General features: G+C 70.2%; 22 protein-coding genes and 2 tRNA genes. 6 read left to right on the top strand and 18 right to left on the bottom strand.

What is annotated here, in order from left to right; translation table 11 throughout:
* The first annotated feature begins 110 nt into the window (after positions 1-110).
* The 4 genes from BMY61_RS07555 to BMY61_RS07540 all read left to right on the top strand — a co-directional run bounded on the left by BMY61_RS07555 (position 111) and on the right by BMY61_RS07540 (position 6010).
* The gene (locus BMY61_RS07555) at positions 111-1490 is read left to right on the top strand and encodes an FtsW/RodA/SpoVE family cell cycle protein (protein ID WP_042460678.1); all 1380 of its coding nucleotides are present in this window, start codon (positions 111-113) and stop codon (positions 1488-1490) included.
* A gap of 74 nt (positions 1491-1564) precedes the next feature.
* Positions 1565-3031: a peptidoglycan D,D-transpeptidase FtsI family protein gene (locus tag BMY61_RS07550; protein WP_042460674.1), complete on the top strand. Its 1467-nt coding sequence runs from the start codon at positions 1565-1567 to the stop codon at positions 3029-3031.
* A gap of 224 nt (positions 3032-3255) precedes the next feature.
* Positions 3256-5238, top strand: a complete 1983-nt coding sequence (gene pknB, locus BMY61_RS07545) for a Stk1 family PASTA domain-containing Ser/Thr kinase (RefSeq protein ID WP_042460672.1) — start codon at positions 3256-3258, stop codon at positions 5236-5238.
* 100 nt (positions 5239-5338) lie between these two features.
* Positions 5339-6010 (top strand): class I SAM-dependent methyltransferase, encoded by a 672-nt coding sequence (locus tag BMY61_RS07540; RefSeq protein ID WP_236656675.1) that lies wholly within the window; start codon positions 5339-5341, stop codon positions 6008-6010.
* Here the strand turns inward: BMY61_RS07540 and BMY61_RS07535 are convergent.
* From BMY61_RS07535 to BMY61_RS07510, 6 genes are all read right to left on the bottom strand, one after another.
* A complete protein-coding gene (locus tag BMY61_RS07535; protein WP_042460669.1) occupies positions 6007-6681 on the bottom strand; it encodes a hypothetical protein in 675 nt (224 codons plus the stop codon). The two genes, BMY61_RS07540 and BMY61_RS07535, sit on opposite strands and share 4 nt — an antisense overlap.
* 211 nt (positions 6682-6892) lie before the next feature.
* Positions 6893-7753 carry a class E sortase gene (locus tag BMY61_RS07530; protein ID WP_425314671.1) on the bottom strand — a complete coding sequence of 287 codons (861 nt, stop codon included), beginning with the start codon at positions 7751-7753 and terminating at the stop codon, positions 6893-6895.
* 107 nt (positions 7754-7860) lie between these two features.
* On the bottom strand, positions 7861-8514 hold the full coding sequence (locus BMY61_RS07525; RefSeq protein ID WP_042461391.1) for an aminodeoxychorismate/anthranilate synthase component II: 654 nt from the start codon (positions 8512-8514) through the stop codon (positions 7861-7863).
* Positions 8514-8783, bottom strand: a complete 270-nt coding sequence (locus BMY61_RS07520) for a hypothetical protein (RefSeq protein WP_052439582.1) — start codon at positions 8781-8783, stop codon at positions 8514-8516. Before BMY61_RS07520 ends, BMY61_RS07525 begins: the two co-directional genes overlap by 1 nt.
* Before the next feature lie 55 nt (positions 8784-8838).
* Positions 8839-9552 (bottom strand): class E sortase, encoded by a 714-nt coding sequence (locus tag BMY61_RS07515; protein ID WP_042461388.1) that lies wholly within the window; start codon positions 9550-9552, stop codon positions 8839-8841.
* 16 nt (positions 9553-9568) lie between these two features.
* The gene (locus BMY61_RS07510; protein WP_042461397.1) at positions 9569-10327 is read right to left on the bottom strand and encodes a DUF881 domain-containing protein; all 759 of its coding nucleotides are present in this window, start codon (positions 10325-10327) and stop codon (positions 9569-9571) included.
* Positions 10328-10480: 153 nt separating this feature from the next.
* Here BMY61_RS07510 and crgA point away from each other — a divergent pair, with 153 nt between their 5' ends.
* Positions 10481-10735 carry a cell division protein CrgA gene (crgA, locus tag BMY61_RS07505; RefSeq protein WP_042461385.1) on the top strand — a complete coding sequence of 85 codons (255 nt, stop codon included), beginning with the start codon at positions 10481-10483 and terminating at the stop codon, positions 10733-10735.
* 234 nt (positions 10736-10969) lie between these two features.
* Here the strand turns inward: crgA and BMY61_RS07500 are convergent, their stop codons facing one another.
* Positions 10970-11803 (bottom strand): rhomboid family intramembrane serine protease, encoded by an 834-nt coding sequence (locus tag BMY61_RS07500; RefSeq protein ID WP_042461380.1) that lies wholly within the window; start codon positions 11801-11803, stop codon positions 10970-10972.
* A 29-nt stretch (positions 11804-11832) separates the two neighbouring features.
* Positions 11833-12357, bottom strand: coding sequence for a peptidylprolyl isomerase (locus tag BMY61_RS07495; protein ID WP_042461377.1), 525 nt, complete (start codon positions 12355-12357; stop codon positions 11833-11835).
* Positions 12358-12555: 198 nt separating this feature from the next.
* On the opposite strand from BMY61_RS07495, the gene BMY61_RS07490 reads away from it, so the two are divergent.
* Positions 12556-13314, top strand: a complete 759-nt coding sequence (locus tag BMY61_RS07490) for a DUF5324 family protein (protein WP_042461374.1) — start codon at positions 12556-12558, stop codon at positions 13312-13314.
* Between the two features lie 52 nt (positions 13315-13366).
* On the opposite strand, the gene BMY61_RS07485 is transcribed toward BMY61_RS07490, so the two are convergent.
* From BMY61_RS07485 to dnaN, 10 genes are all read right to left on the bottom strand, one after another.
* A tRNA-Ala gene (locus BMY61_RS07485) sits at positions 13367-13439 on the bottom strand.
* Positions 13440-13497: 58 nt separating this feature from the next.
* On the bottom strand, positions 13498-13629 hold the full coding sequence (locus tag BMY61_RS47055; protein WP_218161989.1) for a DLW-39 family protein: 132 nt from the start codon (positions 13627-13629) through the stop codon (positions 13498-13500).
* A gap of 131 nt (positions 13630-13760) precedes the next feature.
* Positions 13761-13837 (bottom strand) — tRNA-Ile (locus tag BMY61_RS07480).
* Positions 13838-13917: 80 nt separating this feature from the next.
* Positions 13918-14745: a DUF3566 domain-containing protein gene (locus tag BMY61_RS07475; RefSeq protein WP_075003798.1), complete on the bottom strand. Its 828-nt coding sequence runs from the start codon at positions 14743-14745 to the stop codon at positions 13918-13920.
* Between the two features lie 153 nt (positions 14746-14898).
* The gene (gene gyrA, locus BMY61_RS07470; RefSeq protein WP_042458450.1) at positions 14899-17511 is read right to left on the bottom strand and encodes a DNA gyrase subunit A; all 2613 of its coding nucleotides are present in this window, start codon (positions 17509-17511) and stop codon (positions 14899-14901) included.
* Positions 17512-17560: 49 nt separating this feature from the next.
* Entirely contained in the window at positions 17561-19558 is a 1998-nt protein-coding gene (gene gyrB, locus BMY61_RS07465) for a DNA topoisomerase (ATP-hydrolyzing) subunit B (protein ID WP_042458447.1), read from the bottom strand.
* Positions 19559-19826: 268 nt separating this feature from the next.
* A complete protein-coding gene (locus BMY61_RS07460; RefSeq protein WP_042458444.1) occupies positions 19827-20345 on the bottom strand; it encodes a DciA family protein in 519 nt (172 codons plus the stop codon).
* A 101-nt stretch (positions 20346-20446) separates the two neighbouring features.
* Positions 20447-21577, bottom strand: a complete 1131-nt coding sequence (recF, locus tag BMY61_RS07455) for a DNA replication/repair protein RecF (RefSeq protein WP_042458441.1) — start codon at positions 21575-21577, stop codon at positions 20447-20449.
* Between the two features lie 52 nt (positions 21578-21629).
* Positions 21630-22505 carry a phosphogluconate dehydrogenase (NAD(+)-dependent, decarboxylating) gene (gene gnd / locus BMY61_RS07450; RefSeq protein ID WP_042458439.1) on the bottom strand — a complete coding sequence of 292 codons (876 nt, stop codon included), beginning with the start codon at positions 22503-22505 and terminating at the stop codon, positions 21630-21632.
* 140 nt (positions 22506-22645) lie between these two features.
* Positions 22646-23788, bottom strand: coding sequence for a DNA polymerase III subunit beta (gene dnaN / locus BMY61_RS07445; protein WP_042458436.1), 1143 nt, complete (start codon positions 23786-23788; stop codon positions 22646-22648).
* Positions 23789-24009: the final 221 nt, after the last annotated feature.

The raw sequence follows: 24009 nt of genomic DNA, 5'->3' as shown, positions 1-24009 counted from the left end.
CCGAACGCGCAGGGCCATCCACACGTCGGTGGTCTCTCGCGCAGAGCCCCGCGCCCCTGGCGGCTACGCCGCCTGGGTGGTGCAACTTGCTGCGGGAGCGAAGGGCTGAGATGACGGCCACGGAGAGTCCTGTCGTCACGGTGGTGCCCCAAGGTGCGCCGAACCGGCGGAACACGGAGCTCTCGCTGCTGGTCTTCGCCGTACTGGTGCCCGTCCTCGCCTACGCCGAGACCGGGCTGGCCCTGGACGGCCGGCTGCCGGCCGGAATGCTCGGGTACGGGGTCGGACTCGGTGCCTTCGCGCTGCTCGCGCACCTCGCGGTCCGGCGCTTCGCGCCCAACGCCGACCCGCTGATGCTGCCCATCGCGGCCCTGCTCAACGGCCTCGGACTGGTCTTCATCTGGCGCCTCGACAAAGCCCGCCAGCTGCACCCCAACTACCCCGCCGCCGAGAACCAGCTGCTCTGGTCCGGCCTCGGCATCGCCCTGTTCGTCGCGGTGATGGCCCTGCTCAAGGACCACCGGCTGCTCCAGCGCTACACCTACCTGTCCGGCTTCGCCGCCCTGGTCCTGCTCGCCGTGCCCGCGTTCTTCCCCGACCGCGCGAGCGACTTCGGCGCCCGGATCTGGATCCACCTCGGCGGCTTCTCGATCCAGCCCGGCGAGTTCGTGAAGATCCTGCTGCCGGTCTTCTTCTCCGGCTTCCTGATGGTCAAGCGGGACGCACTCGCCCTGGCCAGCCGCCGCTTCCTCGGCCTGTACCTGCCGCGCGGCCGCGACCTCGGCCCGATCCTGGTCGTGTGGGCGCTGAGCCTGCTGATCCTCGTCTTCGAGACCGACCTCGGCACCTCCGTGCTGTTCTTCGGCATCTTCGTGGTGATGCTCTACGTGGCCACCGAGCGCACCAGCTGGGTGCTCTTCGGCGTGCTGATGGCGGGGCTCGGATTCTGGGCCGTGGCGCGCACCGAGGGGCACGTGCGCGGGCGCATCCATGAGTGGCTGCACCCGCTGACCACCGGCGCGGGGACGGGCGTCGGCCAGATCGGGCAGGCGCTGTTCGCGCTGGGCGCGGGCGGCGCGCTCGGCACGGGGCTCGGGCAGGGGCACTCCTGGCTGATCGGCTTCGCCGCCAAGAGCGACTTCATCCTCGGCACCATCGGCGAGGAGACCGGCGTCGCCGGAGTGACGGCGGTGCTGCTGCTCTACGGGCTGCTGGCCGAACGCGGCCTGCGCACCGCGCTGGCCGCCCGCGACCCCTTCGGCAAGCTCCTCGCGGTCGGGCTCTCCGCCGCGTTCGCGCTGCAGGTCTTCATCGTCGCCGGAGGCGTCACCGGGGCCATCCCGCTGACCGGGATGACGCTGCCGTTCATCGCCCAGGGCGGCTCCTCGGTGATCACCAACTGGGCACTGGTCGCGGTGCTGCTCAAGATCAGCGATCTGGCCCGGCGGCCCGCCCCCGGGCAGCTGCTGCAACCGGAAACCGTGCGGTAGCCGTCATGGAGACATAGGCCTCCGATGTAGGGTGCCGAACGTCAGCATGCCGAAGCCGCCGGAGTGAGCGCCCCATGAACAAGCCGATCCGCAGGGTCTCCGTGTTCTGCCTGCTCCTGGTATTGGCCCTGATGATCCGCGCCAACTGGGTGCAGGGCGTGGACGCGAGCGCACTGAACGCCAACGCCCACAACGAGCGCACCCTGATCGAGGCCTACAGCTACCCGCGCGGCGACATCATCGTCGGCGGCAAGGCGGTCACCAAGGACCTGCTGGTCAACGGCAACCTGTACAAGTACCGCCGGGCCTACGTGAACGGCCCGATGTACGCGCCGATCACCGGCTACAGCTCGCAGGTCTTCGGCTCCAACCTGCTGGAGAACGTCGAGGACCCGATCCTGTCCGGGAACGACCCCCGGCTCTTCTTCCGCAACGCGCTGGACACGCTGACCGGCAAGCAGAAGCAGGGCGGCGACGTGGTCACCACGATCGACCCGAAGGTGCAGCAGGCCGGCTGGGACGGGCTGCAGGGCAAGAAGGGCGCAGCCGTCGCGCTGGACCCGTCGACCGGCGCCATCCTCGGCCTGGTCAGCTTCCCGTCCTACGACCCGAGCACCATCGCGGGCGCGAACGGCGACGCCAACAAGGCGTGGAACGCCCTGGTCGGCGACAAGACCAACCAGCCGATGCTGAACCGGGCGCTGCGCCAGACCTACCCGCCGGGCTCGACGTTCAAGCTGGTCACGGCCGCGGCCGCGCTGGAGAACGGCAACATCACCGACATCAACGCGCCGACGGACACCCCGGACGTCTACATCCTGCCGGGGACCAACAACGTGCCGCTGCCCAACGAGGCGGGCGACACCGGCTGCAAGAACGCCTCGCTGAACACGGCGCTGGCACTGTCCTGCAACACCGTCTTCGGCAAGCTCGGCGCCGAGATCGGCGGTGCGCGGATGCTGGACGAGGCGCAGAAGTTCGGCTTCAACAACTCCTCGCTGACCGTCCCGGTCGGCGTCACCGGCAGCAACTTCGACAAGGGCATGGGCCAGGCGCAGACCGCCCAGTCCTCCATCGGCCAGTACGACACCCGGGCCACCCCGCTGCAGATGGCCATGGTCGCCGCGGCGATCGCCAACAACGGTTCGCTGATGCAGCCCTACCTGGTCTCCCAGGAGCGCTCCGCGAACAACTCGGTGATCTCGCAGTGGTCGCCCAAGCAGCTCTCCCAGGCCACCACGCCCGAGGTCGCGGCGCAGATCCAGACGATGATGATCAACGTCGTCCAGAACGGCACCGGCATCACCGCGAAGATCCCCGGCGTCACGGTCGGCGGCAAGACCGGCACCGCGCAGAACGGTGTGAACAACTCCAACAACCCGTACGCCTGGTTCGTCTCCTGGGCCAAGGCGCCGAACGGCAAGCAGATCGCCGTGGCGGTCGTGGTCGAGGACAGCGACACCGCCCGCGGCGACATCTCCGGCATGCACCTGGCCGCCCCGATCGCCAAGGCGATGATGCAGGCCTACATCGGCGGGTGAGTGAGCTGCGTCACCCACGGCGGACTGCTCCGGACGGTGGGTGACGGAAGCCACGTTCGGCGCGTTCGTCCAGCGCAGACGTATTCCATTCCTGTATCAGGTCGTCCGGCGAATCCGCTTTGACTTGCGCGCCCGGTAGCGTATCCGCAGCAGCGGTCTGTCCGCCCGCGCCACAACCCATGCGGGTCGGTTGGGCAGACCGGAGAGTGGAGAGGGCTCGAACCATGGAAGAACCGCGTCGCCTAGGCGGCCGGTACGAGCTGGGCGGCGTTCTCGGACGCGGCGGCATGGCCGAGGTCTACATCGGTCACGACATCCGGCTCGGACGCGCCGTCGCCGTCAAGACGCTGCGGGCCGACATGGCCCGCGACCCGTCTTTCCAGGCCCGGTTCCGCCGCGAGGCACAGTCCGCGGCGTCGCTGAACCACCCCTCGATCGTGGCGGTCTACGACACGGGCGAGGACTACATCGACGGCATCTCCATCCCGTACATCGTGATGGAGTACGTCGACGGCTCCACCCTGCGCGAGCTGCTGCACTCCGGCCGCCGGCTGCTGCCCGAGCGCGCCATGGAGATGTGCATCGGCATCCTCCAGGCGCTGGAGTACTCGCACCGCAACGGCATCGTGCACCGCGACATCAAGCCCGCCAACGTCATGCTGACGCGCACGGGCCAGGTCAAGGTCATGGACTTCGGCATCGCCCGCGCCATGGGCGACGCCGGGATGACCATGACGCAGACCGCCGCGGTCATCGGCACCGCCCAGTACCTCTCGCCGGAGCAGGCCAAGGGCGAGCAGGTCGACGCCCGCTCCGACCTGTACTCCACCGGTTGCCTGCTCTACGAGCTGCTCACCGTGCGCCCGCCGTTCGTCGGCGACTCCCCCGTGGCCGTGGCCTACCAGCACGTCCGCGAGGAGGCCAACCCGCCCTCGTTCCACGACCCGGAGCTGCGGCCCGAGTACGACGCCATCGTGATGAAGGCGCTGGCCAAGGACCGCGAGTACCGCTACCAGTCGGCGGACGAGATGCGGGCCGACATCGAGCGCGCCCTCGACGGCCTGCCCGTCGCCGCGGCGTCGGCCCCGACGATGGCCTTCGGCATGAACGGCTACGGCCAGCAGCCGCAGGCCGACCAGTACGGCCGCACCATGGCCATGCCCCCCGTCCCCGGCGGCCACGGCGCCCCCGGCGGCCAGACCAGCATCCTGCCCGGCTCCGGCCAGGGCTACGACGCGGGCGGCGACGGCTACGACCCGGGCTCCGGCTACGACGACGAGTACGACAACGGCTACAGCGGCGGCCGCGGCGACCGCCGCAGGGCGGCGCAGGGTGGTGGCGGCCGCAACCGCAACACCTCGGTGATCGTGCTGATCGTCGCGGCGGTGCTGGTGCTGCTCGGCGCGTTCTTCGTGACCAAGTCGATGTTCAACGGCCAGTCCAACACCACGATGCAGGCGCCGTCGCTGACCGGGCAGTCCTTCGCGGACGCGCAGACGCTCATCAACAACCAGTTCAACGGGAAGGTTCACCTGGTCAAGGGCCAGTCCATCCCGTGCGACGCGAACACCGCCGACAAGGGCAAGGTCTGCAAGCAGGACCCGGTGGCGGGCAGCACGGTCCAGGACGGCGGCACCATCACCGTCCAGCTGAGCACCGGCCCGCTGACGGACGGCGTGCCGAGCCTTGCGGGCATGACCGTCGACCAGGCGACGTCGGCGCTCCAGGCCAAGGGCTTCCAGATCGGCCAGACCACGGACGCCGCGTCGGCGACCGTGCCGAAGGGCCAGATCATCAGCTGGACGCCGCAGGGCAACCAGCCCAAGGGCACGACGGTCGACGTGACGGTCTCCTCCGGTCAGGCGCTCGTCCAGGTCCCGTACCTGGTGGGTACGGACTACCAGGCGGCCTGCCAGCAGATCGAGGCCCTGCACCTGAACTGCGTGCGCGGCTTCGCCCAGGCCAACGACCCGACGCAGCCCGCGGGCAACGTGCTGACCGAGACCTACCAGGGCCAGCCCGTGGCGCAGGACGGCAGCACGCAGGTGCCGGCCGGCAGCACGATCACCATCACCGCGAACCCGCAGGCCGCGGCGACCGACCAGGGCCAGACGGGCGCCACCACCGGCACCCCGGGCATCATCGGCGGCACCAACCCGGGCGGCAACACGCCTCCTGGCCAGGGCAACGGCGGCAACGGCGGCTGACGGTTCGCTGACGTGACGTGAGGGGCGCGGGACCGGCGTGATGCGGTCCCGCGCCCCTCGTGTCTTGCCTCGTCGTCCACCTGCCCAGCAGACTGGCGCGGTGATCCCCGTCACCCCGATTTCCGACGCCGCGCAGTTCGTCCGGACGCACACCCGGCTCGCGCCCGCCAGCCCCGACTTCCTGACGGAAGTGCAGCTCCACCTCGCCGACCAGGTCTTCGACCTGTGGGCGCAGACGGAGACCGTGTCCGGCCGCACGGACGCACCACCCCCGTTCTGGGCCCAGGCCTGGGCCGGCGGCCTGGCTCTCGCCCGCTACGTCCTGGACCACCCCGAGACCGTCGCCGGCCGGCGCGTGCTGGACCTCGCCTCCGGGTCGGGTCTGGTCGCGATCGCCGCGCTCCGGGCCGGTGCGGCGAGCGTGACCGTCAGCGAGATCGACCCGCTCGCACTGGACGCCCTCGCGCTGAACGCCGCCGCGAACGGGGTCACCCTCGGCCCCGCCCTCGGCGACGTCCTCGACACCGACCCGACGCCCGCCGCGGACGTCGTCCTCGTCGGCGACGCCTTCTACGAGCGCACCATGGCCACCCGCGTCCTCGCCTTCCTCCACCGCGCGCGGTCGGCCGGAGCCACCGCCTTCGTCGGCGACCCCGGCCGCGCCTACCTCCCGCGCACCGAGTTCAACGCGCTCGAGAGCTACGCCGTCCCGGTGCAACGGGAGTTGGAGGACGCGGAGACCAAGCTCACCACGGTGTGGCGCCTGACCTAAGGACACCACCGCCACCTGAGCCCACGCTGGACCCGGAGCTCGGCGAGCTCCTGTCGCATCCCGGCCAGGGTGTCCCTGATCTCGCCGACGCCGCACTCGAGGTTGGTGACCTTGACGCTCAACGCGCCGATCACCTCGGTGTGGGGCTTGAGCCGGGCGTCGAGGCGGGAGTCGACGATCTCGCACGCCACCCGCGCGGCCGTGGTGGCGGCGAGCTCGGTGACGTACCGGTCCAGCACCCCTGGCTCGGCCCGCGCGGAGTGCTCGGCGTCGAGCAGGTGGACCCGCACCCGCCGGGCGACGTCGCTGTCGCGCAGCAGCATGGCGATGTTCAGCACCGCCCGCCGGTTGAACAGGGTGAGGTGCGCGCGAAGGCCCTGTGGATAACTCTTGTTCGAAAGGGACATGATGTCCCTATCGAAGCCGACCAGGGCTTCTCCCCGAAGCACGGTCATTCCGTTCGATTCCAGCTCCTCGCGGTGCCGCTGGGTGAGCTTCTTGATCGCCTCGGCGTCGACCTCGAAGTACTCCGCCACGAGGGCCGTGGTGACGTGGACGCCGTCGGGCAGCATCTGGAGCGCCCTGACCTTGTCGAGCGCCTCGACGCGCCCGCTCACACCGGCACGCGCGGTACGGGACTCCAGCAGGACAGCCTGATCGTTGGTACTCATCGCTGTGTGGTCCTTCCACTCATCGGGATGTCGAGAGATGGAAAGAGGTGCCGGGGCACGTCACAGACCGATGGATTCCTGGGGGCTCCCCTGTACGTGGCCGTCGACTCGTCTGCGCTGCCCGCTGCACACCGGTCCCGGTCGTATCACGTCGCACCACGTCGCCCCGGAATCTCATCCGTTCGGCTCAACGAGCGGCGTGGCGCCGTGGTTACGACAGCGCGGCGGGCATGTGGCCGGCGCTCTTGGGGAGGTCCTCGACGAGCTTGCCCCACACGGCCATGCGGTACGTGGAGGTGAACTCGGGGGTGCACGTCGTCAGGGTGATGTAGCGGCCCGGTCCGGTGAATCCGCTCTGCGGGGGGACCGGCGCGATGACGGAGACGTTGTTCGGGGAGGTCTGCGGCAGGGAGCTGGTGACCACGTAGGTGTACCAGTCGTACGCCGTCTCCACGACGATCTTGTCGCCCGGGACCAGGCGGGGGATGTAGCGGAACGGCTCGCCATGGGTGTTGCGGTGCCCGGCGAGGGCGAAGTTGCCCGAGGAGGCCCACGGGAAGGCCGTCTCCTGGGCGCCGGTGTAGTGGCCGACGAGGCCGTTGTCGAGGATGGACTCCTTGTCCGTGCCCTCCGCGATCGGCGTCTTCACGTCCAGCTTCGGGATGTAGATGATGGCGAACTTCGACCCCGGCGCCACCGAGGTCGGATACGGCGGGTGGTTCTTCGACGAGCCGTCACCACCCCACTGGTGCTCCAGCGTCGAGACCTGGCCCGAGGCGTACTCGTCCGCGCGGACGTTGGTCCACCACAGCTGGTAGGCGACGAACAGGATCATCACCACGCCCAGCGTGATCAGCAGCTCCCCGAAGGCCCGCACCGCGAGGATCCCGGGGCCCTCCTTGCGCGCCTTCGCCGCACGCCGCCGCGCCGCGCGGCCGCCACCGCCGCCACCACCGGACGAGCTCGGAGCACCCGCGGAGCCCGCGCCGCCCGCGCCCGCCGCGGCGCGGCGGCGCGCCGCGCGGCCGCCCGGGGCGGGGGAGTCGGAGGACGACGGGGGAGTGGAACGCACGGCCCGCAGCTGCATCGTCTGCTGGTCCGGCTGTCCACCGGGGAACGACCCCGCGGAAGGCTCCGGCTCGGGCTCCCACGGCCCTCCCGGCTCGTGGCGCAGCGCCGTCACGCGACGGCCACTCGACCGATCACCGGGGCCAGACCGGCCGACCGGGCCACGGCCTCCGGGTCGCCGCAGGCGGTCAGCCAGTTGGCGAGCATCCGGTGGCCGCCCTCGGTCAGTACCGACTCGGGGTGGAACTGGACGCCCTCCACGGCGTGCTCCCGGTGCCGCAGGCCCATGATGACGCCGGTGTCCGTCCACGCGGTCACGTGCAGCTCGTCCGGCACGGTGTCGCGGTCGACGGCGAGCGAGTGGTAGCGGGTGGCCGTCAGCGGCGAGTGGAGGCCGGCGAAGACGCCGCCGTCCTCGTGGCTGACCGGCGAGGTCTTGCCGTGCAGCAGCTCCGGCGCCCGGCCCACGACCGCGCCGTAGGCCACCGCGATGGACTGCAGGCCCAGACAGACGCCGAAGACCGGCAGCCCGATCCCGGCGCAGTGGTGCACCATCTCGATGCAGACACCGGCCTCCTCGGGCGCCCCGGGGCCGGGGGAGAGCAGCACCCCGTCGTAGGCCTCACGGGTGACCGAGGCGAGGTCCACCTCGTCGTTGCGCCGCACCTCGCACTCCGCGCCCAGCTGGTACAGGTACTGGACCAGGTTGAAGACGAAGCTGTCGTAGTTGTCGACGACCAGGATGCGAGCGGGTCGGGCGGACATCAGGCTGCGACTCCGTGGTTCTGGGAGAGCTCGACGACCGGCAGGCGGTGGGCGCCGTTGAGCGTCGAGGCGGACGGGCCGGGCGACGGCGGGGCGGTGGAACCCGAACCCGTGCCGTTGACCGTCACGTCGCCGAAGGGGAGCAGCGGCTCCAGCCTCGGGAAGACGAACTGGAACAGCACGAAGACGGCGGCCAGGAAGAGCAGCAGGCACTGCAGGGCGCGCAGCGGCGCGCTGCCGGGCAGTTTGCGCCACAGAAAGCCGTACATCGGCGTGCCTCCTCCTGTCGGGCACCAGGGTATCCGGCACCCCTGTGAGCCAGGGCTAACTGGACAGACCTCGTGGCGTGCCCTCGGAGACGGGTGTAGTGGACACCAGGTGGCCCCACTCGATCAGCCGGTGGCTGTGCCCCCAGGCCGGATCGCAGGTGGTCAGGGTCAGGTAGGAGCCCGGCCGGGTGTAGCCGGACTCCGGCGGCACCGGGTCGAGCACGCCGACGTCCGTCGGCAGGGTCCGCAGCGGGGTGCGGTCGAGCTGGTAGACGTACCAGAAGTGGCCGTCGTCGACGTAGATCCGGTCCCCCGGCCGCAGCAGCGGGAAGTCGTTGAAGGGGTTGCCCCACGTGCGGCGGTGGCCGGCCAGGGCGAAGTTGCCCGCCTGTCCGGGCTCGGCGGTGCCGGTGTAGTGGCCGATGCCCTTCTGCAGGTCGGGCACGCCGGTGCCCTCGACGATCGGCTTCCTCCAGTCGCGGCCGAAGCGGGGGATGTACAGCACCGCGAAGGCCTGGCCGGGCGGGTACGCGGTCGGTGTCACCGGGGTGGGGGAGGCGGCCGCCGAAGGCGTCGCGCTCACGCCCGGGGTCGCCGCGACCTGCGGCTGGTCCTGGCTCCACTGCTGCTGGAGGCGGTCCATCTCCCCCGCCATCGCCTGGTCGGCGGCGATGTTCGTCCAGAACAGCAGGTAGCAGGTGAGCAGCACGATCAGCGCGCCGACGGTGATGCACAGCTCGACCAGCGTCCGCGCCACCAGCCGCCCCACCACTGCCCTCCCCGGATCACCCCTGCTTGGCGTATTGGAGGTCCACTGTGCCCGAGTAGCCCGGAAGAGTCATCGCTCGTGACGACTGCACTTTCCAGCCCAGCCCGTAGGCGGTGACGTACTGGAGGTAGGTCTGGATGTAGATGTCGCCGTTGAGGGCCGTCTCCAACGCCTTGGGCGTGCCGACGGCCTTGATCACGTAGGGCGGGGAGTAGACGCGCCCCTGGAGGATCAGCTGGTTGCCGACGCAGCGCACCGCGCTGGTGGAGATCAGCCGCTGGTCCTGCACCTGGATGCCGCGGGCCCCGCCGCGCCACAGGGCGTTGACGACGGCCTGCAGGTCCTGCTGGTGGATGACCAGGTCGTCCGGCTGCGGCTGGGGCACACCGGGGATGCGGGCGGTGGCGTTCGGCGGCGCGTCGTTGAGGGTGACGGTCAGGCCGGGGCCGGTCAGCGGATCGAGGCCGGCGGCCTGCTCGAGCGCGGCGAGCCGCGCCTGGTCGGCGGGGTTGCCGGGGTGGCTCTGGGCGAGCTGGTCGATCTGTGCGCGCAGCGCGCCGACCTGGGCGTCCGAGGTGGCGTTCTCCTGGCTGCGCTGCTGTATGAGGTCGGACAGGCGCAGCAGGGTGTTGTCGTTGCGCAGGTTCGTTCCGTTGGCGGTGTGGGCACTGGTGTAGAAGAGAAATCCGGCCAGCGCGAAGATCAGGCAGGTCAGGGCACGCCCGACAAATCGCCCCGTGGGACGCAGCCGAGAAGTTCCCTCGTTCGGTGGAATGTCCGAAGCGGGCGGAACTTCTTCCGAATCTGCCACGTACCCTTATCTCCTTCCGACTCCCGCAGCCACTACGCTAACGGACGCTGGCGTACCCTGCCGCACCCATGTCCACGCGCCCCTGCTGATCGGCCCACGTCCCCGGGAGCCCTACCAGTGCCGAAGTCACGCATCCGCAAGAAGTCGGATTACACCCCGCCGACCACGACCGCCACTGCGGTCAAGCTCAAGTCGGGCCGCGGCTTCGTCGCCCCGCTCATGTTGGGGCTGTTCCTGATCGGTCTGGTCTGGATCGTCGTCTACTACGTGACGAACGCGCAGTGGCCGATCAGTGCCATCGGCAACTGGAACATCCTGATCGGCTTCGCTTTCATCGCGGGCGGGTTCGGCGTCTCCACCCAGTGGAAGTGACGCTCTGACGCTTGTCCACACGACTTATCCACAGTGGGGAAAAACCCCGACTATCTGTGGATAACTCGATCGGGACAGCAGCCACCCGGAACGGTGAAAGTCATCACATCCGCAGGTGAACGCGCGTAGCGCAGGTCACACCAGAGCGGCTCGCACGGTTGTGCGAGCCGCTCTGTGCACACTGTGGATAACCCGGCATGGACAACTCAGCCGGCGCTTCTCGGCCGGTACCACTCAGCCGGTGACGTGGGCGGCCGCGTACAGGCCCACCCCCGCGACCAGTGCCGCCACCAGCACCACCGCTGCGGCCTGCACCAGGTCGCGGCGGTGTGCCGGGGCGGCCGGCGCGTACACGAAACCGGCTGCCAGCAGCGCGCCGACCACCAGCCCCCCGATGTGCGCCTGCCAGGCGATGAAGCCGAGTGAGAAGGTGGCCACCAGGTTCACCACCAGCACGGCCATGATGGGCCCCAGCTCGAAGCCGCGGTGCCGGTGGATCACCACCACCGCGCCCAGCAGCCCGAAGATCGCCCCGGAGGCCCCGGCGACGATCAGGGTGGGCCGGGACAGCATCACCAGCACCGAGCCGCCGATGCCCGCCAGCAGGTACAGCACCAGGTAGCGCAGCCGCCCGACGGCCGCCTCCACGTACGGGCCCAGGATCCACAGCGACCACATGTTCAGCGCGATGTGGAGGATGCCGAAGGAGCTCGGCTCGTGCAGGAACACCGAGCTGAGCAGCCGGTACCACTGGCCGCCTGGGGCGACCGCGTGGCCCTGCATGGCCAGCCGGTAGAAGGCGTCGTCACCGCCGATCCACACCAACAGCCACACGGCCAGGTTGGCACCGATCAGCGCACGGGTGACCAGCGCGCCGTCCGCACGCACCGGACCGCCGTAGTCGGTGCGCGCCGGCCGCGCGGGCGCGGCACCCCGCCCCTCGTGCACGCACTCCACGCACTGGAAGCCCACGGCGGCCTCGATCCGGCAGTCCGGGCAGACCGGGCGCTCGCAACGGGCGCAGTGCACCCCCGTGTCCCGCCCCGGGTGGCGGTAGCAGTCCGACATGGCGACCCGCTCCCCTGACAGGTGTCCCGTCAACGACGGGTGATCTCCACCGACTCCAGCACGACCGGCGAGGTGGGACGCTCCCCCGGGCCGGTCGGCACGGCCGCGATCGCGTCGACGACCTTGCGCGACGCCTCGTCGGCGACCTCGCCGAAGATGGTGTGCTTGCGGTTGAGCCACGGCGTCGCGTCGACGGTGATGAAGAACTGCGACCCGTTGGTGCCCGGCCCGGCGTTGGCCATGGCCAGCAGGTAGGGACGGTCGAAGACCAGCTCCGGGTGGATCTCGTCCTTGAACTGGTAGCCGGGGCCGCCCACGCCGGTGCCGAGCGGGTCACCGCCCTGGATCATGAAGCCGCCGATGACGCGGTGGAACTCGGTGCCGTCGTAGAGCCGGTCCTTGGTGACGGCACCCGTTCCCGGGTGCGTCCACTCGCGCTCACCCTGCGCCAGCTCCACGAAGTTCGTCACCGTCTTCGGGGCGTGGAACGGGAGGAGCTTGAGCTCGATGTCCCCGTGGTTGGTGTGGAGGGTGGCGAACAGCTGCTGGGCCACGACGCGGCGCCTTCCTGCGAACGATTCCTTGCCTGAATCCTGCCTGAATCCTCGCACGCCCTGTGCAACAGCTCACAAAGGAGCAGGATGCATAGGAGGAAGAACCGCCACTTTTCAGCGTGCCGGGGGACGAATCTGGCGGCATGATCTTTCATTGGGTGATACGTGACGAAGAGGACGCCCGAGGAGGAGGTTCCGGTGAGCCGGATCGACACAGCCCGCGAGGCAGCCAGTCGCACCCGCGAGCAGCTCACGCCATACGCGGTGAGCGCCAGGGACACTGCGGCCCAGTACGGCGGGGAGGCCTGGCAGAAGGTCGCCCCCGCCGTCGGCTCGGCCGTGGAACAGGCCCGGGCGGCAGCCCAGACCGCCGTACAGAGCCAGGTCGTGCCACTGTGGGAGAAGGGCCGCGGCACCCTGCCACCGGCGGTGGACGAGGCGATGGCCAAGGCGGCCCGCCAGGCCGCGCTCCAGGCCAGGGTCGCCGCCCGGCAGGCCCGTGAGGCCGCCGTGGTCGCCGCGGACCAGGCCCGCGCCATCGCCCAGGAGCGGGTGCTGCCCGCCGCCGAGCTGGCCGCCCAGGAGGTCCACGACCGCTCCCTGGCCGCCCTGCCGGCCCTGCGCGGCCAGGTCTCGCTGGCCGAGGTCGAGGCGCTGACGGCGGCCCACGCGCGTGAGGCCTCCCGCAGGGGTCGCTGGGCCCGCCGCGGATTCACTCTGCTGGCCCTGGGCGTGCTCGCCACCGGCGGCCTGGCCGCGTGGAAGTGGTACCGCAAGCAGTCCAACCCGGACTGGCTGGTCGAACCGCCGACCACGTCCATCCCGCTGCGCGACACCGCGCCCAACGCCGGCGGCTCCAGCGCCAGCGGCGCGGTCAACGGCTCCCTGCCCCTCGACCCGGAGGTGGAGGCGAAGGAGGCCGAGGAGGCCAAGGAAGCGGACAAGAAGAAGAAGTGACGCCGAAGGGGCCCCGATCCGGTGAGGATCGGGGCCCCTTCGTACGTGACTGTGGAGCCTAGGGGAGTCGAACCCCTGACATCCGCCATGCAAAGACGGCGCTCTACCAACTGAGCTAAGGCCCCGCGAACTGCCGCGCACAAGCGTACCTGCTCGGCGCGGCAGAGAAGACCAGCCTGCGACTCAGCGGGAGCCCGCCGGGATCGGGTCGGTGGCCTCGGTCCACAGGTCCTGCTCGGCGCGGTCCGCCTGCACCTGGCGGTAGACGAAGTACCCGCCGAGGGCGACCAGAACAACCAGCAGAAGCTTCTTCACCGCGAGACCTCGACTTCCTCGATGACGTCCTTGCCGCGATGCTACACCCCATCAGCGGACGCCCAGACTGGTATCTGTGCGGTACAACGAGCGAACCCCGGCCGGGACATCCCGGCCGGGGTTCTTGACGCTGGTGGGCCTAACAGGACTTGAACCTGTGGCCTCTTCCTTATCAGGGAAGCGCTCTAACCGTCTGAGCTATAGGCCCGCGCTGCGTTGCGTTAGAAGATTAGCGCACCTGCAGCTCAATGCCCAAATCGCTTCCCTGCGGCCGCGCCGCAGGTCAGCTCAGTCCTCCTCGGCGAGGGTCACCTCGACGCCACCGGTCATGCCCGCGACCGTGTTGTAGATGAACGAACCCAGCGTGCACAGCGCCGTCAGCAGCACCACGTCGATCACCGAGATCAGCAGCGTGAAGAGGAAGACGTTGCCGAAGGACAGGTACGACTGGAGGTCGAAGCCCGAGGTGGTGTCCGTGCCGGTGGTGGCCTGCTTGAGGGTGCCGCCGACGGAGCTGAAGACGCCGGCCGCGTCCAGCACCATCCACAGCAGCGAGACACCGACGATGGTGACCACGCCGAGCGCGATGGACAGCAGGAAGCTGACCTTCATGACCGTCCACGGGTCCGTACGGACCACGCGCAGACGGGCGCGGCGGGTACGGCCGGACGGCGGGGCGGCCGCCGGGCCGGGGCGACGTGCGGGCTCGCCCTGTCCGCCCTGGCCGCCCTGGGGACGGCTGGGGGCCGCTGCGGGCACGGGGGTGCCGCGCGGCGGCGTCGGCTGGCCCTTGGAGTACGTCGTCGGCGTCGAGTAGCCGTCCGTGGCGGCGGCCCCGGCCGGAGCGGCGGCCGGGGCCGCCGCCGGCTGGGCGCTCGTCTGGGTGCCGGACTTGGCCTCCGCGGCGGCGCGGGCCTGGGCCTGCTCGCCGTTCGGGCCGCCCTGCCGGCGGCGCGGGGCCTGCGGGGCCCCGTCGGAGGCGGCCGCGGCGGCACCCACAGCGGGCATCACCGACGTCGAGCCCGCGTCCCGCCCGCTGCCGGCACCGCCGGCCGCCGCGCCGGGGGCGTTCTGCGCCCGCCCTGCGGCTCCCGCCGCTCCCGTGGGGTTACTCACCCTGGTCCTCCCGCATTCCCCGCCAGGGCCGTACCCGGCCCCGGTGTGTCGTCACGCCATATCGTTCAAGACGCAAGCACCGACTGCCAGCATCCTGGCACGGGCCCCGGCGAAACGCACCGGAGCCCGTGGCAGGAGTGGAAGCAGTGACGGTTACTCGGCCGACGGCTCCGTGGCACCACCGTCGGTGCCCTCGGAGGCGCTGTCGACGACGCCTTCGGCGCCGTCCTCGACCTCGTCCGCCTCGTCCTCGGCAGCAGCCTCCGCGTTGCGCGCGATGCCGACGACGGCGTCCTTCTTGCTCAGGTTGATCAGTTGGACGCCCATCGTGTCACGCCCGGTTTCACGGACCCCGGAGACCCGCGTGCGGATCACCCCGCCGGAGAGCGTGATCGCCAGGATCTCGTCGCTCTCCTCGACCACCAGCGCGCCCACCAGCGAGCCGCGGTCCTCGACGATCTTGGCGGCCTTGATGCCCAGGCCACCACGGCCCTGGACGCGGTACTCCTCGACCTTGGTGCGCTTGGCGTAGCCGCCGTCGGTGGCCGTGAAGACGTAGGTGCCTGGACGGATCACCGACATCGACAGCAGCTCGTCGTCCTCGCGGAAACTCATGCCCTTCACACCCGAGGTGGCGCGGCCCATCGGACGCAGCGCCTCGTCGGTGGCGGTGAAGCGGATCGACTGCGCCTTCTTGGAGATCAGCAGCAGGTCGTCCGAGGCGGAGACCAGCTCGGCGCCGATCAGCTCGTCGTCGCTGCCCTCCTCGTCCTGCCGCAGGTTGATCGCGATCAGACCGCCGGAGCGCGGCGAGTCGTAGTCCTTCAGCGAGGTCTTCTTCACCAGGCCCGAACGGGTCGCCAGCACCAGGTACGGGGCGGCCTCGTAGGTGCGCACCGCCATGACCTGCGCGATCTGCTCGTCCGGCTGGAAGGCCAGCAGGTTGGCCACGTGCTGGCCGCGGGCGTCACGCCCGGCGTCCGGCAGCTCGTAGCCCTTGGCCCGGTAGACCCGGCCCTTGTTGGTGAAGAACAGGATCCAGTTGTGCGTGGTCGTCACGAAGAAGTGGTCGACGATGTCGTCCTGCTTCAGCTGCGCGCCGCGCACCCCCTTGCCGCCGCGCTTCTGCGAGCGGTAGAGGTCCGAGCGGGTGCGCTTGACGTAGCCGCCACGGGTGATGGTGACGACGATGTCCTCTTCGGCGATGAGGTCCTCGACGGACATGTCGCCCTCGTAGGGGATCAGCGTCGAACGCCGCTCGTCGCCGTACTTGTCGACGATCGCGGTGAGCTCCTCGGCGATGATCTCCCGCTGGCGCGACGGCGAGTCCAGGATCGCGTTGTACTCGCGGATCTTGGCCATCAGCTCGTCGTACTCGGCCGTGATCTTCTGGCGCTCCAGGGCGGCCAGTCGGCGCAGCTGCATCTCCAGGATCGCGTTGGCCTGGATCTCGTCGATCTGCAGCAGCGAGATCAGGCCGGTGCGGGCGGCCTCGACCGTGTCCGAGCGGCGGATCGTCGCGATGACCTCGTCGATCGCGTCCAGGGCCTTGAGCAGGCCGCGCAGGATGTGCGCGCGCTCCTCGGCCTTGCGCAGCCGGAACCGGGTGCGGCGCACGATCACGTCGACCTGGTGGTTGACCCAGTGCCGGATGAAGGCGTCCACCGACAGCGTGCGCGGCACGCCGTCGACCAGGGCCAGCATGTTGGCGCCGAAGTTGGTCTGCAGGTCGGTGTGCTTGTACAGGTTGTTCAGCACGACCTTGGCGACCGCGTCGCGCTTGAGCACGACCACCAGGCGGGTGCCGGTGCGGGACGAGGACTCGTCGCGCACGTCGGCGATGCCGCCGATGCGGGCGTCCTTGACCAGGTCGGCGATCTTCAGCGCCAGGTTGTCCGGGTTGACCTGGAACGGCAGCTCGGAGACGACCAGGCACTGACGGCCGTGGATCTCCTCGACCTCCACCACCGCGCGCATCGTGATCGAGCCGCGGCCGGTGCGGTAGGCGTCCTCGATGCCGCGGCGGCCCACGATCAGCGCACCGGTCGGGAAGTCCGGGCCCTTGATCCGCTCGATCAGGGCTTCCAGCAGCTCCTCGTTGGAGGCCTCGGGGTTGTTCAGGTACCACAGGGCACCCGAGGCGACCTCGCGCAGGTTGTGCGGCGGGATGTTGGTCGCCATGCCGACCGCGATGCCGGTGGCGCCGTTGACCAGCAGGTTGGGGATGCGGGCCGGCAGGACGTTCGGCTCCTGCGAGCGGCCGTCGTAGTTGGCCGAGAAATCGACGGTCTCCTCGTCGATGTCCCGCATCATCTCCATGGCCAGCGGCATCATGCGGCACTCGGTGTACCGCATGGCGGCGGCCGGGTCGTTGCCCGGCGAGCCGAAGTTGCCGTTGCCGTCCACCAGCGGCATCCGCATCGACCACGGCTGGGCGAGACGCACCAGGGTGTCGTAGATCGAGGTGTCGCCGTGCGGGTGGTAGTTACCCATCACGTCGCCGACGACGCGGGCGCACTTGTAGTAGCCCTTCTCGGGGCGGTAGCCGCCGTCGTACATCGCGTAGAGCACGCGGCGGTGGACGGGCTTGAGGCCGTCACGGACCTCGGGCAGGGCGCGCGAGACGATGACGCTCATCGCGTAGTCGAGGTACGAGCGCTGCATCTCCGTCTCGAGCTCGACCTGCTCGATCCGGGTGCCCCCGCCGTTCACCTCCGCCGGGTTGTTCTCCGGCTGCTCGCCCTCGGGGCGGTTGTCGTCGACCACGGGTGGTCAGTTTCCTTTCGCTGCGGAACGCTTCGGCTGCCGGAGTGACTCAGACGTCGAGGAAGCGGACGTCCTTGGCATTGCGCTGGATGAAGGAACGGCGGGCCTCGACGTCCTCGCCCATGAGGATCGAGAACAGGTCGTCGGCGCGGGCGGCGTCCTCCAGGGTGACCTGGGAGAGCAGGCGCACGTCCCGGTCCATGGTGGTGACGCGCAGCTCCTCGGCGTTCATCTCGCCCAGACCCTTGAAGCGCTGGATCGCGTCGTCCTTGGGCAGCTTGCGGCCGGCCTGACGGCCCGCCTCGATCGAGGCTTCCTTCTCGCGGTCGGAGTAGACGTACTCGATGTCGTCCCGGCCCCACTTGATCTTGTACAGCGGCGGGCGGGCCAGGTAGACGTGGCCGCCCTCGATCAGCGGGCGCATGAAGCGGAAGAGCAGCGTCAGCAGCAGCGTGGAGATGTGCTGGCCGTCGACGTCGGCGTCCGCCATCAGAACGATCTTGTGATAGCGGAGCTTGGACAGGTCGAAGTCGTCGTGGACGCCCGTGCCGAAGGCCGAGATCAGCGCCTGGACCTCGGTGTTCTGCAGCACCTTGTCGATGCGCGCCTTCTCGACGTTCAGGATCTTGCCGCGGATCGGCAGGATCGCCTGGACGCGCGGGTCACGGCCCTGCTTGGCCGAGCCGCCGGCCGAGTCACCCTCGACGATGAAGATCTCGCACTCGGTCGGGTCCTTGGACTGGCAGTCCGACAGCTTGCCCGGCAGCGACGCCGTCTCCAGCAGGCCCTTGCGGCGCGTCAGGTCGCGCACCTTGCGCGCGGCGACACGGGCCGTGGCGGCCGTGATCGCCTTGCGGATGATGTCCTGCGCCTCGTTCGGGTTGCGGTCCAGCCAGTCGTTGAAGTGCTCGTTGACGACCTTCTGCACGAAGGTCTTCGCCTCCGTGTTGCCCAGCTTGGTCTTCGTCTGGCCCTCGAACTGCGGCTCGCTCAGCTTGAGGCTGATGATCGCCGTCAGACCCTCGCGGATGTCCTCACCGGTGAGGTTGTCGTCCTTGTCGCGCAGCAGCTTCTTGTCGCGCGCGTAGCGGTTGACCAGGCTCGTCAGCGCGGCCCGGAAACCCTCCTCGTGGGTACCGCCCTCGTGCGTGTGGATGATGTTCGCGAAGGAGTAGACGCCCTCGTTGTACGAGGTGCTCCACTGCATCGCGATCTCCACCGAGATCTTCTTGTCCCTGTCCTCCGCCTCGAAGTCGATGACGGTGGGGTGGATCACCTCACCCTTGCGGGAGTTGAGGTACTTCACGAAGTCGGAGATGCCGCCCTCGTAGTGGTACCGCACCGCGTTGGGCTTGCCCTCGTCGTCCGTGTGGTCCGGACGCTCGTCGGTGAGGTTGATCGTGACGCCCTTGTTCAGGAACGCCATCTCCTGGAAACGCCGCGAGAGGGTGTCGAAGGAGTAGTCGGTGGTCTCGAAGATGTCCGGGTCGGCCCAGAAGGTGACCGTGGTCCCCGTCTCCGAGGTCTCCTCGTGCTGGGCCAGCGGAGCGACCGGCACACCGATCTTGTACTCCTGCGACCAGCGGTGGCCGTCCGTCTTGACCTCGACCGCGAGGCGGTGCGACAGCGCGTTGACGACCGAGATACCCACACCGTGCAGACCGCCGGAGACGGCGTAGCCGCCGCCGCCGAACTTGCCGCCCGCGTGCAGCACCGTCAGTACGACCTCGACGGCCGGCTTGCCGGTCGTCTTCTCCACGCCGACCGGGATGCCACGGCCGTTGTCGACGACGCGCACCGCGCCGTCCGGCATGATCGTCACGTCGATGGTGTCGGCGTGCCCGGCCAGGGCCTCGTCGACCGAGTTGTCGACGATCTCGTAGACCAGGTGGTGCAGACCGCGCTCGCCCGTCGAGCCGATGTACATACCCGGGCGCTTGCGGACGGCCTCGAGCCCCTCCAGCACCTGAATCGCACTGGCGTCGTACGACTGCTGGTTCTCGCCGTTCTCGTCTGGGGACTGGTTGGGGTTGCCGGACTCGGCCACGAAACGCCCTCTCTGGCACAGCGCGGGCCGCCCCGGCCCATGTGGGCGGGCCGGAAACGGCCACGGCGTTACGACTCTCCACCGCGAGCGTCTCCGCAAGCGGCGGTGTTTGGCTTCCAGTCTACCGGTACGACTGACAGAGATGGGGCTTTGCTGCCCTCTGAACGGCCCGTGCCGGACGTCAACAGGCGCCCGACATGTCCCCACACTCGCGAGGGGGGCGCAAAGCGCTCTGACGGCCGTTTCTCGGCTCCGGGCGAAGTGTGCCCTAACCCCAGGTGTCGCCCGGGCCCTTGCTGCCCGGCGCGCGCAGCCGTCCCCGGTACCGGGCCGGGCCCGTCGCCGGGCCCTGGACCTTGATGAACCGCACCGTGCCGTCACCCAGACCGCCGTTCAGGGTCTTGAGCAACTGCGGTGCCATCAGGCGGAGTTGGGTGGCCCAGGCGGTCGAGCTGCAGCGCACCGAGAGCACCCGCTCGTCCTCGTCGAAGTGCTCCGGCTCGCAGTGGGCGGCGATGTCACGCCCCACGATCTCCGGCCAGCGGCCCATCACCCCGCCCACCGCCGCGGGCGCCTCCCAGCCGCGCTCGGCGATCAGCCGGCTGATCGCGTTCCCCAACGGCTGCGGGTCACGACCGTCCGCCCGGGCACCCGACCGGAGGCCGGTCCGGCGCGCCTGCTTCTTCTGCGCGGTCGCCTCACCACGGGCCCGCGCCTGCTCCTTCGCCGCGCGCAGCGCGACCCGCGCCAGATCGACACCGCTGAGCTCGGGAGTCTCCTCCGACATGTGGCGCCTCACTACTCACAGGCTGTGGACAAGCCTCCAGGGTACGCGGGCCCACCCGGCCCCCATCGACACTCCCGGGATCGACCGCCGCACCGTGAGCGTCAGACGCGGGTCACTTCGCCGTCCAGCACCGAGTAGCGCGTCCCCTTCAACGTGTCCGGGACGTCCTCCGGGACCGCCGCCGTCACCAGCACCTGCTCACCCGTCGCCACCCGCTCCGCCAGCCGCTCCCGACGGCGCGCGTCCAGCTCCGCGAACACGTCGTCGAGAATCAGCACCGGCTCGCCGCCGTCCGAGCGGAGCAGATCGTACGAGGCCAGCCGCAACGCCAGCGCATACGACCAGCACTCGCCGTGCGAGGCGTACCCCTTCGCCGGCAGCTCACCGAGCCGCAGGCCCAGCTCGTCGCGGTGCGGCCCGACCAGCGTCAGCCCCCGCTCCAGCTCCTGCTTGCGCGCCGCCCCGAGCGCGGCCGTCAGCGCCGCGTACAGCGCCTCCCGGCCACCCGACAGCGGCACCCCCTCACCCATCGAGGAGCGGTACTCCAGCACCGTCCCGCCACCACCGGGCGCCAACTCCTCGTACGCGCCGGCGACCAGCGGCTGCAACGCCGCCACCAGGTCCAGTCGGTACGCCAGCAGCTCCGCGCCCGCCCGGGCCAGATGGTCGTCCCACACGTCCAGCGTGGACAGGTCCATCCCCCGGCCCGCACCGCGCCGCGCCTGGGCCGCCGACTTCAGCAGCGCGTTGCGCTGCTTCAGCACCCGCTCGTAGTCCTGCCGCACCCCCGCCAGCCGCGGCGCGCGCAACGTCAGCAGTTCGTCCAGGAACCGCCGCCGCTCACCCGGATCGCCCTTCACCAGCGCCAGGTCCTCCGGCGCGAACAGCACCGTCCGCAGCAGCCCCAGCACGTCGCGCGGCCGCACGTTGTCGCTGCGGTTGATCCGCGCCCGGTTCGCCCTGCCCGGGTTCAGCTCCAGCTCGATCAGCGTCTGCCGCTCGTCGCGCACCACCATGCCGCGCACGACCGCGCGCTCGGCCCCCAGCCGCACCAGCGGCGCGTCCCCGGCGACCCGGTGACTGCCCAGGGTCGCCAGATAGCCGACGGCCTCGACCAGGTTGGTCTTGCCCTGGCCGTTCGGACCGGTGAACGCGGTGACGCCCGGGTCGAGAGGAACCTCGGCCCGGGCGTAACAGCGGAAGTCGGCCAGCGACAGATGCGCGACGTGCACAGCTTCCTTCGCAGGTTGTGGATAACTCCGGGGAAAACCCCGGGAGTTGGCCTTACTTGGACTCGACCGCGTGGCCGCCGAACTCGTTGCGCAGCGCCGCGATCATCTTCATCTGCGGCGAGTCGTCCTGCCGCGAGGCGAAGCGGGCGAACAGCGAGGCGGTGATCGCCGGGAGCGGCACCGCGTTGTCGATCGCGGCCTCCACCGTCCACCGGCCCTCGCCGGAGTCCGCAGCGAAGCCCTTGAGCCTGCCCAGGTGCTCGTCCTTGTCGAGGGCGTCCACGGCCAGGTCCAGCAGCCAGGAGCGGATGACCGTGCCCTCCTTCCAGGAGCGGAAGATCTCGCGGACGTTCTCGACGCTGTCCACGGCCTCCAGCAGCTCCCAGCCCTCGGCGTAGGCCTGCATCATGGCGTACTCGATGCCGTTGTGGACCATCTTCGCGAAGTGGCCCGCACCGACCTTGCCGGCGTGCACGGAACCGAAGTCACCCTCGGGCTTGAGCGCCTCGAAGATCGGCTGCACCTTGGCGATGTCGGCGTCCGAGCCGCCGTACATCAGCGCGTAGCCGTTCTGCAGGCCCCAGACACCGCCGGAGACACCGCAGTCGACGAAGCCGATGCCCTTGGTGGCGAGCTCCGCGGCGTGCTTCTCGTCGTCGGTCCAGCGCGAGTTGCCGCCGTCGACGACGACGTCACCCGGCTCCAGCAGCTCGGCCAGCTCGTCCACGGTCGACTGCGTCGGGCCGCCGGCCGGAACCATCACCCACACCACGCGCGGGGCGGCGAGGGAGCCCACCAGCTCCTTGAGGCTCGCGACGTCGGACAGGGCGGGGTCGCGGTCGTAGCCGACCACGGTGTGGCCCGCGCGGCGGATGCGCTCGCGCATGTTGCCGCCCATCTTGCCGAGACCGATGAGTCCGAGCTGCATGATCAGTCCTTCGTTCCGTATCGACTGTCCGCGGCCCCGTTGCCGCACCCATGCACGAGCCTATCCCTGGTCAGACCTCAGGGGCGCGAGGCTGTGCTCGATGAGCACGGCCTCGCGCCCCTGGGGAGTGCAACCGGGCGTCAGCCCGAAAGGCGCACGGGCATGATCAGGTACTTGTACGCCTCGTCCGCCTCGGACTCCTGCGAGGCCTTGCCGCTCAGCAGCGCCGGCTTCGTCGCCGTGGTGAAGCTGAGCTGCGCGACCGGGCTGTCGATGGCCGAGAGGCCGTCCAGCAGGTAGGCCGGGTTGAACGCGATCGAGATGTCGTCGCCCTCGAGGTCCGCGTCGATCCGCTCCACAGCCTGTGCGTCGTCGCCGGAGCCGGCCTCCAGCGTCAGCACGCCCTGCTCGAAGCTGAGCCGCACCGGGGTGTTCCGCTCAGCCACCAGGGAGACGCGCTTGACGGCGTCGACGAAGGCCTGGGTGGGCACTGTGCCGATCGCGGAGAACTCCGTCGGGAAGAGGGCCCGGAACTTCGGGAACTCGCCCTCCAGGAGCCGCGTGGTGGTCCGGCGGCCCGCGCCCTCGAAACCGATCAGACCCTCGCCCTTGCCGCTGCCCGCGAGGGCGATGGAGACGTTGTCGCCCGCGCTGAGCGACTTCGCCGTGTCGAGCAGGGTCTTCGCCGGCACCAGCGCGACGGCGCTCAGGCCGGGCTGCTCCGGCTTCCACAGCAGCTCGCGCACGGCGAAGCGGTAGCGGTCGGTGGCGGCCAGGGTGACCCGGTCGTCCTCGATCTCCACGCGCACACCCGTCAGCACCGGGAGCGTGTCGTCACGGCCGGCCGCGACGGCCACCTGGGCCACGGCGGCGGCGAAGGCGTCACCCGGGACCACGCCGGAGGCGGTCGGCATCTGCGGCAGGGCCGGGTACTCGTCCACAGGCAGGGTGGGGAGTGTGAATCGCGAGCTGCCGCAGACGACGAGCACGCGGACGCCGTCGGTGGAGATCTCCACCGGCCGGTTGGGCAGGGCACGCGAGATGTCGGCGAGCAGACGGCCGGAGACCAGGACCGTGCCGGCCTCCTCCACGTCCGCCTCGGTGGCCACACGCGCGGAGACCTCGTAGTCGAAGCCGGACAGGCTCAGACGGCCCTCTGCGCCGTCGCTCTCGGCCGTCAGCAGGAGCCCGGCGAGAACGGGCACCGGGGGCCTGGCCGGGAGGCTGCGCGCGGCCCAGGCCACCGCCTCCGCGAGGACGTCACGCTCGACCCGGAACTTCACCGGTAACCGCCTCCTGGGGGGATGTCGCTTCTTGTTCAGCTAGGTGTTCATCTGAGGCACGCATGGGGGCCCACGGGACGGGGCACGCTCCTGGTTGCCAGAGACAGTCTGACGCATACCACGGACACCCGAGGCAGAAGGCCCCGAAGAGGCCTCGAACGAGTGTCCCGGTCACGTTCTCCACAGATCTGAGCCCACCCTGCTTTTGGATCAAGACCGAG

The sequence above is a fragment of the Streptacidiphilus jiangxiensis genome, assembly GCF_900109465.1.
GTDB classification, from domain to species: Bacteria; Actinomycetota; Actinomycetes; order Streptomycetales; family Streptomycetaceae; genus Streptacidiphilus; species Streptacidiphilus jiangxiensis.
Note: the sequence above shows the minus strand (reverse complement) of the source record. Positions and strands in the feature narration are given on the sequence as shown.

Bases quoted from the DNA above. Each gene is read 5' to 3' on its own strand.
- BMY61_RS07460 (WP_042458444.1), bottom strand. From the start codon at position 20,345: ATGTCGGAGGAGACTCCCGAGCTCAGCGGTGTCGATCTGGCGCGGGTC.
- BMY61_RS07500 (WP_042461380.1), bottom strand. From the start codon at position 11,803: ATGTCGGACTGCTACCGCCACCCGGGGCGGGACACGGGGGTGCACTGC.
- BMY61_RS07520 (WP_052439582.1), bottom strand. From the start codon at position 8,783: ATGTACGGCTTTCTGTGGCGCAAACTGCCCGGCAGCGCGCCGCTGCGC.
- BMY61_RS07550 (WP_042460674.1), top strand. From the start codon at position 1,565: ATGAACAAGCCGATCCGCAGGGTCTCCGTGTTCTGCCTGCTCCTGGTA.
- pknB (WP_042460672.1), top strand. From the start codon at position 3,256: ATGGAAGAACCGCGTCGCCTAGGCGGCCGGTACGAGCTGGGCGGCGTT.
- BMY61_RS07525 (WP_042461391.1), bottom strand. From the start codon at position 8,514: ATGTCCGCCCGACCCGCTCGCATCCTGGTCGTCGACAACTACGACAGC.
- BMY61_RS07555 (WP_042460678.1), top strand. From the start codon at position 111: ATGACGGCCACGGAGAGTCCTGTCGTCACGGTGGTGCCCCAAGGTGCG.
- BMY61_RS07535 (WP_042460669.1), bottom strand. From the start codon at position 6,681: ATGAGTACCAACGATCAGGCTGTCCTGCTGGAGTCCCGTACCGCGCGT.
- gnd (WP_042458439.1), bottom strand. From the start codon at position 22,505: ATGCAGCTCGGACTCATCGGTCTCGGCAAGATGGGCGGCAACATGCGC.